Origin of the sequence: Flavonifractor sp. An91 (assembly GCF_002159225.1) — a bacterium.
Lineage (GTDB): Bacteria > Bacillota > Clostridia > Oscillospirales > Oscillospiraceae > Flavonifractor > Flavonifractor avicola.
This window is the reverse complement of record NZ_NFHA01000054.1, coordinates 1-10,470: the sequence shown is the minus strand read 5'-3', so window position 1 is coordinate 10,470 and position 10,470 is coordinate 1. Positions and strand designations below refer to the sequence as shown.

13 protein-coding genes are annotated in these 10,470 nt (G+C 63.1%); 8 read left to right on the top strand and 5 right to left on the bottom strand.

Going from position 1 to position 10,470, the window contains the following annotated elements; genetic code table 11:
- Positions 1 to 129: 129 nt before the first annotated feature.
- On the bottom strand, positions 130 to 1,470 hold the full coding sequence (locus tag B5G42_RS16645) for an MATE family efflux transporter (RefSeq protein ID WP_087272791.1): 1,341 nt from the start codon (positions 1,468 to 1,470) through the stop codon (positions 130 to 132).
- Between the two features lie 94 nt (positions 1,471 to 1,564).
- On the opposite strand from B5G42_RS16645, the gene B5G42_RS16640 reads away from it, so the two are divergent.
- The 6 genes from B5G42_RS16640 (at position 1,565) to B5G42_RS16615 (ending at position 4,708) form a co-directional block, all read left to right on the top strand.
- The gene (locus B5G42_RS16640) at positions 1,565 to 2,398 is read left to right on the top strand and encodes a MerR family transcriptional regulator (protein ID WP_087272788.1); all 834 of its coding nucleotides are present in this window, start codon (positions 1,565 to 1,567) and stop codon (positions 2,396 to 2,398) included.
- 79 nt (positions 2,399 to 2,477) lie between these two features.
- The gene (gene lexA, locus B5G42_RS16635; protein ID WP_087272785.1) at positions 2,478 to 3,077 is read left to right on the top strand and encodes a transcriptional repressor LexA; all 600 of its coding nucleotides are present in this window, start codon (positions 2,478 to 2,480) and stop codon (positions 3,075 to 3,077) included.
- Position 3,078: 1 nt separating this feature from the next.
- Positions 3,079 to 3,534: a methylated-DNA--[protein]-cysteine S-methyltransferase gene (locus tag B5G42_RS16630; RefSeq protein ID WP_087272782.1), complete on the top strand. Its 456-nt coding sequence runs from the start codon at positions 3,079 to 3,081 to the stop codon at positions 3,532 to 3,534.
- Complete coding sequence (locus tag B5G42_RS16625; RefSeq protein ID WP_164475039.1) at positions 3,531 to 3,761, top strand: permease of phosphate ABC transporter; 231 nt, start codon at positions 3,531 to 3,533, stop codon at positions 3,759 to 3,761. Before B5G42_RS16630 ends, B5G42_RS16625 begins: the two co-directional genes overlap by 4 nt.
- A gap of 12 nt (positions 3,762 to 3,773) precedes the next feature.
- Positions 3,774 to 3,959 (top strand): DUF6440 family protein, encoded by a 186-nt coding sequence (locus tag B5G42_RS16620; RefSeq protein WP_087189135.1) that lies wholly within the window; start codon positions 3,774 to 3,776, stop codon positions 3,957 to 3,959.
- Positions 3,956 to 4,708: an exodeoxyribonuclease III gene (locus B5G42_RS16615; protein ID WP_087189136.1), complete on the top strand. Its 753-nt coding sequence runs from the start codon at positions 3,956 to 3,958 to the stop codon at positions 4,706 to 4,708. The genes B5G42_RS16620 and B5G42_RS16615 overlap by 4 nt, the downstream gene beginning before the upstream one ends.
- A 47-nt stretch (positions 4,709 to 4,755) precedes the next feature.
- Here B5G42_RS16615 and B5G42_RS16610 read toward each other — a convergent pair whose 3' ends face one another.
- The 4 genes from B5G42_RS16610 to B5G42_RS16595 form a co-directional block, all read right to left on the bottom strand.
- Positions 4,756 to 6,204, bottom strand: a complete 1,449-nt coding sequence (locus tag B5G42_RS16610; protein ID WP_206406205.1) for a nicotinate phosphoribosyltransferase — start codon at positions 6,202 to 6,204, stop codon at positions 4,756 to 4,758.
- 203 nt (positions 6,205 to 6,407) lie between these two features.
- The gene (locus B5G42_RS16605) at positions 6,408 to 6,944 is read right to left on the bottom strand and encodes a cysteine hydrolase family protein (RefSeq protein WP_087272779.1); all 537 of its coding nucleotides are present in this window, start codon (positions 6,942 to 6,944) and stop codon (positions 6,408 to 6,410) included.
- Entirely contained in the window at positions 6,941 to 7,468 is a 528-nt protein-coding gene (locus tag B5G42_RS16600; protein ID WP_087272776.1) for a GNAT family N-acetyltransferase, read from the bottom strand. The genes B5G42_RS16605 and B5G42_RS16600 overlap by 4 nt, the downstream gene beginning before the upstream one ends.
- Positions 7,465 to 8,271, bottom strand: a complete 807-nt coding sequence (locus B5G42_RS16595; RefSeq protein WP_087272773.1) for a TIGR04255 family protein — start codon at positions 8,269 to 8,271, stop codon at positions 7,465 to 7,467. Before B5G42_RS16595 ends, B5G42_RS16600 begins: the two co-directional genes overlap by 4 nt.
- 132 nt (positions 8,272 to 8,403) lie before the next feature.
- Between B5G42_RS16595 and B5G42_RS16590 the strand changes: the two genes are divergently transcribed.
- On the top strand, positions 8,404 to 9,282 hold the full coding sequence (locus B5G42_RS16590; protein ID WP_087272771.1) for an aldose 1-epimerase family protein: 879 nt from the start codon (positions 8,404 to 8,406) through the stop codon (positions 9,280 to 9,282).
- 30 nt (positions 9,283 to 9,312) lie between these two features.
- A complete protein-coding gene (locus B5G42_RS16585; protein WP_087272768.1) occupies positions 9,313 to 10,344 on the top strand; it encodes a YARHG domain-containing protein in 1,032 nt (343 codons plus the stop codon).
- Positions 10,345 to 10,470 lie beyond the last annotated feature (126 nt).

The following is a 10,470-nucleotide window of genomic DNA, read 5'->3' as shown; positions in this document are numbered from 1 at the left end:
GGCGTGGCAATCCGTTTCCCCGGCAAAAGGGGCGGATTCCCACGAAAAACGGCCGCCCGGTGGGCGGCCGTTTTTCTCGGAATGACGGGTCTTTGTACGAGCTGCACATTTTGCAACAGACCCTTTTTGTTATGCGGGAATGGCCCCGTAGCCGAATTTGGTCCGGTGGTGCCACAGAAAACCGATGGACAGCAGGCAGGAGACAGCCTCTGCCACCGGCACCGCGATCCATACGCCGGTGACCCCGATGATCCGGGGCAGCAGGAGCAGCCCGGCCATCAGGAAGCCGAAGGTGCGGGCGAAGGAGATGAGGGCGGAGGTCCGCCCGTCGGACAGGGCGGTGAAGAGGGCGGAGGCGAAAATATTGATCCCCGCAAAGAGAAAGGTGGGTGCAAAGAGGTGGAAGCCCTCCAGGGCCAAGGCGTTGACCTGGGTACCGGCGGGGGAGAACACCCCAACGATGACCGGGGCCAGCACGAGAGCGGCGGCCAGAATACCCACGGCGGCGCACAGGATGAACCGGGCGCAGTGGCGGAAGGTGGCCCGCAGCCGGTCATACCGCTCCGCCCCCTGGTTGAAGCTGAACACCGGGGCCACGCCCATGGAGAAGCCCAGGAACAGGGCCACCAGCAGGAACTGGGCGTAGAGCACGATGGTGATGGCGGACACCCCCGGCTCCCCCAGCAGCTCCATCATAATGGCGTTGAAGAAAAAGGTGGTGACAGCGGTGGACAGGTTGGTCACCATCTCAGAGGAGCCGTTGAAGCAGGCCTTGCCCAGCAGCCGCCAGTTGGGCTGGGGCCGGGAGAAGCGCAGCCCCTCCTTTCGGGTGAGGAAAAAGAGCACGCCGCACACCGCCGGGATACAGTAACCGGTGACGGTGGCTACGGCAGCTCCGGCGATGCCCATTTGCAGCGGCCCCATGTACAGCCAATCCAGTACGCCGTTGGTGACCCCTGCGGCGATGGTGAGACCCAGCCCCAGGCCGGGCTTGCCCGCTGCCACAAAGAAGCTCTCAAAGAGCAGCTGAAGCATGGCCATAGGGGCGAACATCAGCAGAATCCGCAGGTAGCAGGCGGCGTCATCCAACAGCAGGTCGCTGGCCCCCAGCAGGCGGGCCAGCGGCTCCGCCCCAAAGACGGCCAGCAGGGCAAAGAATACCCCGGCGCACACCGCCGTCACGGCCAGAAAACCAAAGGTGTGCCGGGCCCCCTCCAGGTCCCCCGTGCCCATCCGGTGGGACACCACGGCGCTGCCGCCGGTGCCCAGCATGATACCCACCGCCAGCACGATGCTGACAGCGGGATAGGCGATGTTGATGGCGGCCAGGGCGTTCTCTCCCACCAGCTGGGAGGTGAGCACCCCGTCCACAATGGTGTACAGGGAGGTCACCAGCATCATGATGGTGGTGGGCAGGGCAAAGCGGAGCAGTCCGCCCAGGGTAAAGTCCTGATCCAACCGGTTTTTCATGGCGTGTTCCCTCCATTTCCAGTAAGCGTTTACAAGCAGCACAAATCATGATAAGCTATCGGGTAACCCGATAGTCAAGAGGGAGGTTTGGGCCATGGATCAAACAGAGATGCGCTTTACCACCGGGGAGTTTGCGGCCTTGTGCGGCGTCACCAAGCACACCCTGTTTCACTACGATGAAACCGGCATCTTCTCTCCCGCCATCCGGGGAGAGAACGGTTACCGCTACTATGCTCCCGCGCAGATCGAGGTGTTTCAGGTCATTTCCAGCCTCAAGGAACTGGGGATGCCCCTGTCCGACATCAAGGCCTACCTGGACCGGCGCAGCCCGGAGACCTTGCTGGAGCTGCTGGAGGAGGAAGAGGAAGCCCTGACCGAGAAGATGTCCCGGCTGCGGCGGCTGCGGACCCTGATCCGGCGGAAAGCAGAGCTGACCCGGCAGGCCCTGGCCGTCCAGCCCGGCGAGGTAAGGTTGGAGGAGTGGCCCCAGCGGTGGTATGTGGCCACCGCCGCCCCCGGCATTACCGACGCGGGCAAATATGCCCGCATCATGGCCCGTCACCTGGAATACTGTGAGGCCCATCAGGTGGCCAGCCCCTACGCCCTGGGGGCCATCCTGCCGGTGGAGGCCGCCCGGCGGGGGAACTGGGAGGGCTATACCTACTGCTACACCCAGGTGGACAAGCCCATCCGGGGGGTGCGGCTGCTCACTGCCCCGGCAGGGCGCTATCTGACCTACTTCCATGCCGGCGGCTTTGACACCGTGCGGGAGGGCTACCAGCGGCTGCTGGACTGGGCCGACGCCCACGGCCTGACTTTGGGAGAACTGTTCTGGGAGGACGTGCTGCTGGACGAGCTGGCAGGCAAGGGGTACGACCAGTACCTGCTTCGGCTGTCGGTGTACCTTGACGGGGAGAATTTTGGGTAAATTTAGAACAAATGTTTGCAATACCGGGGGGATTATGGTATACTAAGGTCGGATAAAACTGACCAAAGGAGGGTCTGCCATGAAAACGCTCTCGCCCAAGCAGCAGCAGATCTACGACTATATTATTTCCTTCTCGGCGGAGCACGGCTATCCCCCCTCCGTCCGGGAGATCGGGGCCTATGTGGGGCTGAAATCCCCCTCCACCGTCCACTTCCACCTGAAGGGGCTGGAGGCAGCAGGCCTCATCAACAAGGCGGAGGGTAAGACCCGCTCCATCACCGTGGCCCAGCCGGAGACCCCGGCCGTCCCGGAGGATAAGGTGCCGGTGGTGGGCAGCGTGGCCGCCGGGTCCCCCATTCTGGCCCAGGAGTGCATTGAGGACTACCTGACCTTTGACACCGGCGGGCGGCCGGGGGAGTATTTTGCCCTGAAGGTGCGGGGCGAGTCCATGAAGTATGCCGGTATCCTGCCCGGGGACCTGGTGATCGTCCACCAGCAGGCCGACGCCCACAGCGGAGAAATCGTGGTGGCCCTCTTTGAGGACGAGGCCACGGTGAAGACTCTCCGCCGGAAGGACGGCCATGTGTGGCTCATGCCGGAGAACCCGGACTACGAGCCCATCGACGGTGAGGGCTGCGCCATCCTGGGCAAGGTCACCGCCGTGGTGCGGCGGTACTGAGATGAACCGGGTGGTCTTTGATACCCTCGTGGGGCCCATGGCCCTGGAAGAGGAGGGGGGCGCGCTCACCGCCCTGTACCTGCCCAATTCCCCCATGCCCCCGGTGGGGGAGGAGACGCCCCTACTCTCCCGAGGCAAGGAGGAGCTGCTGGCCTATCTGGCGGGGGAACGGCGGGACTTTGACCTGCCCCTTGCCCCACAGGGTACCCCTTTTCAACAGCGGGTGTGGTCCGCTCTGGCGGAGATCCCCTACGGGCAGACCATTACTTACGGAGAACTGGCCCGCCGGGTGGGCTGCCCCAAGGGCAGCCGGGCGGTAGGCCAGGCCAACCACCGCAATCCCCTGCCCATCTTTTTACCCTGCCACCGGGTGGTGGGGGCTAATGGAACCCTCACTGGCTACGGGGGCGGACTGGAACTGAAGGAATGGCTGCTGCGACTGGAGGGAATCTTATGAGGAGACTGTTTTCTGCCGCCGACGCCTATATCGCAAAGATGAACTGGAAGGACCTGGCCCTGGTGAAGCTGTGCCTGTGCGCTGCCGGGGTCATGCTGGGCCTGGCCGCCCCCAAACGGGCGCGGAAGTGGGCGGCCCTGGGGGCGGTGGTGGTCTTTGTGGCCACCTATCTGCCCATTATGCTGAAATTTCTCCCCCATCTGGAGGGTGAGATGCGAAAGGAATAAAGGAGCGTGTCTATGGGAAAGGATAAGCGCTTTCAGGTGATCTACACCCAGGGTGTGGCCGATGCCACCCGGGTTCTGCTGGATACCAAGACCGGTATGCTCTACCTGGAGATGCACGACGGATATGCCGGCGGTATCACCCCGCTGCTGGACAGCGACGGAAAACCCATGAAATGGAAGGCGGAGGACTGGGAATGAAGCTGATCACCTGGAATGTCAACGGCCTGCGGGCCTGCCTGGGCAAGGGCTTTCTGGACTTTTTTAAGGAGATGGACGCCGACGCCTTCTGTCTCCAGGAGACCAAGCTCCAGCCCCACCAGATCGAGCTGGATCTGCCTGGCTACCACATCTACTGGAACAGCGCCGAGAAGAAGGGCTACTCCGGTACCGCCCTCATCACCAAAACCGAGCCTCTGGCCGTGACCTACGGCCTGGGTATCCCGGAGCACGACACCGAGGGCCGGGTGATTACGGCGGAGTATGAGGACTTCTATCTGGTGTGCTGTTACACCCCCAACGCCAAGGAGGGGCTGGCCCGCATCGACTACCGGATGCAGTGGGAGGACGATTTCCGGGCCTACCTGATGACCCTGGACCAGAAGAAGCCGGTGGTGTTGTGCGGCGATTTGAACGTGGCCCATGAGGAGATTGACCTGAAAAACCCCAAGACCAACCGGGGCAACGCAGGCTTCTCCGACCAGGAGCGGGGCAAGATGACTACCTTGCTGCAGAGCGGTTTTGCCGACAGCTTCCGTGCCCTCTACCCGGACAAGACCGGGGCTTATACCTGGTGGAGCTACCGCTTCAACGCCCGGAAGAACAACGCCGGGTGGCGCATCGACTACTTCATCGTGTCGGAGCGTCTGCTGCCCCGGGTGAAGGACCAGATCATCCATGCCGACGTCACCGGCAGCGACCACTGCCCGGTGGAGCTGGATCTGGAATAAGACAAAAAACAGGACTGCCGCACAGTTTGCGGCAGTCCTGTTTGCTTTTATTTTCCTTCCCGGGTCAGCAGGCTCTGCTTCAGATCCCACAGCTTCTGGGACAGGTCCACATAGTAGTTGTGGGGGTTCTCAAATCGCTTTACCTCGTCCCACAGCAGGTCGATCTGCCCGGCGCACCAAGCCCGCATCTCGGCGATGGGCGGGGAGTCGTACACCCGCTTGCCGCCCTGGAACACCGGCACCAGCAGCTCCCTGGCGGTGAAGTTGGTGAACACGCTGCGCTTCCAGGTGGCGTCCGGGTCGAAGAGCTCCAGAGGCTTGCTCTCGTCCACCGTCTCGTCCCACAGAGTGATGAGATCGGCAAAGGCCTTCCCCGTCTCGTTGTCGAAGAGGCGGTACACCTTCTTGAAGCCGGGGTTGGTGATCTTGTCCGGGTTGGCGCTGATCTTGATCTTGGGGATAATATTCCCCTCTTTGTCCTCGATGGCGGCCAGCTTGTACACGCCGCCGAACACCGGCTCGCTCTTGGAGGTGATGAGCCGCTCGCCCACGCCGAAGGAGTCGATCTGGGCCCCCTGGAGCAGCAGGTCCCGGATGATATACTCGTCCAGGGAGTTGGAGGCCACGATCTTGCACTCGGTGAGCCCCGCCGCGTCCAGCATCCGCCGGGCCTTCCGGGACAGGTAGGTGAGGTCGCCCGAGTCCAGCCGGATGGCGCAGTTGGTGATGCCCTGGGGGAGCAGCACCTCCTTGAAGGCCTTGATGGCGTTGGGCACGCCGGACTTCAGCACATTGTAGGTGTCCACCAGCAGGGTTGCGGAGTGGGGATAGAGCTGGCAGTAGGTTTTAAAGGCGGTATACTCGTCGGGGAACATCTGGACCCAGGAGTGGGCCATGGTGCCGCCAGCGGGGGAGCCGTACACCTCGTCGGCCAGGGTGCAGGCGGTGCCTGCGCAGCCGGCGATATAGGAGGCCCGGGCGCCCAGAATGGCGGCGTCGGGACCCTGGGCCCGGCGGGAGCCGAACTCGCTCACCGGCCGCCCGTCCGCCGCCCGCACAATGCGGTTGGTCTTGGTGGCGATGAGGGACTGGTGGTTCAGGGTGAGCAGCAGGAAGGTCTCAATAAACTGAGCCTCAATGGCGGGGGCCCGGACGGTGAGGAAGGGCTCCCGGGGGAAGATGGGGGTGCCCTCGGGCACCGCCCAGATGTCGCCGGTGAACTTGAAGTTCTTCAGATACTCCAAAAAGCCCTCGCAGAAGCAGCCCTTGCCCCGGAGATAGGCAATGTCCTCCTCATCGAAGTGGAGCCGCTCCACATAGTCGATGACCTGCTCCAGCCCGGCGGCAATGGCGAAGCCGCCGCCGTCAGGCACGTTGCGGAAGAATACGTCAAAATAGCAAATCTGCTCGGTGTAGCCCGGCGTCTGGAAATAGCCGTTGCCCATGGTGAGCTCGTAAAAGTCACAGAGCAGGGTGTAATTCATGTGTTGCTTCATGGCGTTCAAACCTCCCGGTTTATGGCTCACCATGGGGCCCCGCAAGGCGGGGCGCCGCGGTAAGCGGCGCAGGGCGGCGGAATTCAGTTTCGCCGCCCGCATATTAAATGGGATTGGGACCCCAGGTGAATGGGACATTCACCTGGGAGAGAGCTCGTAGAAATCACAGAGCAGGGTATAGTTCATGTGTTCTTTCATCTCAATCAATCCTCCCGGTTGATGACCGTGATCTGCAGGGCCTCCATCAGGTCCAGTACGTTGTGGTGGAGGACGGGGTCGGGACCGGCAGTGCAGGCGGCGTCCACCACCAGCTCCGCCTCCGGCAGGGCGGCCTTGGCCATGATGGCGTTGGACAGCACGCACAGGTAGGACACCAGTCCCACCAGCTCAATGCGGTCATACCCCTGGCTTTTAAGCCAGTTGCCCAGCCACAGGGAGGGGAAGGCGGGCTTGCATACCACCATATCCCGGTTCCTGTCTATGGCCTGTCCGGTTTTGCCGTAGAGCTGCCAGCCCTCCGAATTCATCAGACAGTGGGGCACCGGCAGCTTCCGCCCCTCCTGGGTGTCCAGGTAGTTTTCCTGGTGAGTGTCCAGGGTAAAGGCCACGTCGTCACCGGCGGCGTGGTAGGCGGCAATTTTCCCGGCAATGGGGCTGTCCAGCCGTTCCGCCCCGGCAAAGCCCAGGGCGCCGTCCACAAAGTCCTTCTGGTAGTCCACCACCAGCAGCAGTTTTTTCATGGCTGTTCCTCCTGATGCAGATCCTTCTCAAAACAGGGGTAGGTGAGGGGCCGGCCGTGAAGGTGGATCTCCCCCACCTTGGAAAAGCCCATCTTGCGGATCAGGGCCTGCATCCGGTCGTTGAGGGAATAGGTGTCAATACGCATGGCGGCAATGCCCCGGCGGCGGGCTTCCTCCTCGGCAAAGGCGAAGAGGGCGGAGCCCACCCCATGGCGCTGGAAGGTAGGATCAATGGCCATGCGGTGGATCACCACGGCGGGGCGGCTGGTGGTCCAGGGCAGGGGATCGTACTCGGGAGATTCGCTGGTATTGATGCAGGCCACACCGGCCAACTTGCCGCCGAGGAAGGCGGCGTAGAGCTCCCCCCGGTTCATGTCCCCGGCGTAGAAGTCCCGGGTGGGGTAGTCCTCCCCCCACTGGGGGTTGCCCAGCTGGTTCATGTGGGCCACCGCCCGGCCCACCATGGCCCAGATCTCCTCCAGTTCCTCCCGGCGGGCGGGACGGATGGTCACCTCCCCGGTCATTCGGCCACGGGGGTGGGGCCCATGGCCTCGTGGAGGGTGTTGGTCACCGCGCCCCGGAAGAGGCAGACGGCGAAGCGGTGCATTTTCTCCAGCTTCTCAGGCACGGCGTCGGCGTTGACCTGACCGGCGGCGGAGAAATCACCGTCCAGAATGAACCGGGTCTCCTTGGGCTGGTTGGCGTTCTGGGGATTGTTGGCGCCCACCAGGCCGGGACCGGCATGGAGCTTCATGCGGTAGCCGCCCACCAGGGGGGTCTCCACATCCAAGGCGCACTTGACGATCTCGCTCTCCTCCACGTCGGGCTCACCCAGGATGCCCAGATACTGGCTCTGGATCAGATCGTCCCACAGCTGGTCCTCCAGGCCCAGGGCCTTCCGGGACACCGCGTTGACGTACCGCAGGCCGATGCGCTCAAAGTAGGCGGGCTGATAGGTCTGGATGAACTGGGCCAGAGCCTGGTCCAGCCGGATGGCAAAGTCCTCCCACCGCTGATAGGACAGGGTGGACAGGGCGATAAAGTTCTGGGTCAGGTTGATCTTCCAACGGCCGTCCTCCGAGATGAAGTGGTAGTTGGTAATGGGCTTCTGGGGCTCCAGGGCGGTGGCGTTGCCCTTCTTTACCACCTTGGGGGGCAGCTGCTCCTGCCGGGTCATATACTTGGGGAAGTCTTTCCGGATGGCCTCCTGGAAGGCGGCGGGCTCATTGGCGCCGATGGACAGAATGGTGGGGAAGCGAAGCTGACAGATGACCTCCACCAGGGGGGAACGGACATAATGGAACCGCTCATATGGGGCAAACAGCATAGTGGCTGCTCCTTCCTATTATAAAGTCTCTCCTATTTTATCCCCGAACCGGCCATATGTCAAACATCGCGGCCTTGCATTGGAGGAAAAGGGCCGGTATAATGCAGGTAGCAACACAAGGAGGCGTATGTGATGGAACTGGAACTGAAACGGGGCGGGCGGACCGCAAGGGTGGCCACTCACGGCGGCGAGCTGGTGTCCTATCGGGACGAAAACGGCCTGGAATATATCTGGACGGGAGATCCGGCCTACTGGCCGGGGCGCAATCCCCTGCTGTTCCCCATTGTGGGCGGCCTGAAGGACGGCAAGGTCCACATTGAGGGGAAAGAGGTCTCCATGAACCGCCACGGCTTTGCCCGCACCAGCGAGTTTGCGGTGGCCGGGCAGGGGGAGGACTGGGCGGAGCTGGAGCTGCGGGAGAGCGGCGACACTCTGGCGGTCTATCCCTATCCCTTCCGGCTGGTGGTGCGCCAGCAGCTCACCGATACCGGCTTTACCACCTCTGTGACGGTGACCAACACCGGGGACAAGCCCATGCCCTTCTGCCTGGGGGCCCACACCGGCTTCCGCTGCCCCCTGGAGGAGGGGGAGGCCTTTACCGACTACGAGGTGCGCTTTGAGCAGAAAGAGACCTGTCCCACCCTGGTGCCCGACGCCAACGGGGTGGACCTGAACCGCACCCGGCCCTGTCTGGAGGACACCGACGTGCTCCCCCTGGACTACAAATACTTTGACGAGATGGATACCCTGATTTTCCGGGGCCTCAAGTCCCGGCAGGTGGAGCTGCACAGCAAAAAGTCCGGCAAGGGCGTGCGGGTGCGCTTCCACGACTTCCCGCTGCTGGCTCTGTGGTCCATGCCGGGCAAGGCGGCGCCCTATGTGTGCATCGAGCCCTGGCACGGAATGTCCGCCGAGGCGGGAGAGGGCCCGGAGCTGGGTGACAAGGCATTCTGCATCACCCTGGCCCCCGGCGAGAGCCGTACCCTGGGCTATCAGGTGGATACCCTGTAAGCCTGCCTGACGGAAAGGAGTTTCTGCACCATGTTTTGTAAATACTGCGGAGCGGAGCTGTCGGATACCGCCGCCTTTTGCTACAAGTGCGGCAAGCCCACCACCAAGCCCGAAAGCCGTCCGCCCCGGCTCAGACCCCAGGCTCCGGCGGAGCAGCCCCGACAGGAACCGCCCAAATACGAGCAGCCCGAATATGAGCAGCCCAGGTACGAGCAGCCCAAGGAGCCGCCCCGGCGGGCCCCTGTAGAGCCGTTCGAGCCTGAGCAGGATCCGCCCCGCCGGAAGGGGGGCTACATTGCCCTGGCGGTGATTCTGTGTGTGCTGGTGATCGGCGCGATTGTGGTCCTGGTGATGGCTATGGGCATTCTGAAGCCCACTTCTTCCGATGCTGAGGCCAGCCCCAGCCCCTCCGCTGTGACGGAGTCTCAGCCCCCCGAGAGCGTGCCGCCGGAGGAGGACGACAAGCCCACCCAGACCCCCGATCAGGAGCAGAGCAGCTATCCCATTCAGCTGGATATGGACCAGCTGCTCACTAGCCGGATCAATGGAACCACCTTCCGGGAGGCCTGGGAGCAGGGCTGGCTGGATGAGTGGATGAACCTCTATGTCAACGGCAGCTCCGACGGATCTTCCCCCTATGAGGCCTACTGGTACGACGACGGCCTGCATGAGTGGACCTACTACGGCATCACCTACAGCCAGGCCGCTTCGGCGGGCTGGGGCGACATCTGGCTGGAGCTGCTGGGCAGCCGGGACGACGACGATCCGGACACCATGGACGGCGACTATCTGCTGCCCACCGACAGCCAGTACATCGATAAGAGCGATCTGGCCCCCTTCACCAAGGAGGAGGTAAGCCTGATCCGCAACGAGATCTATGCCCGGTACGGCTATCAATTCTCCAGCCAGGAGATCCAGGACTATTTTGACCGGCAGAACTGGTACACCCCGGTGGAGGGGCTCAACGCCTCCACCTTTGACACCAGCGTGTTCAATGCCTACGAGCAGGCCAACCTGGAGACCATCCTGGCCTACGAGCGGGAGATGGGGTGGCGGCAGTGAGACGACTGTGCTGCCTGGCGCTGCTGGCGGCGCTGCTGTGTACCGGCTGCGCCGGACAGGGCGGGGAACAGGCCGCCGCCACGCCCACCCCGGTGGTGATGCCCTCCGCCGAGCCCATCCCTACCC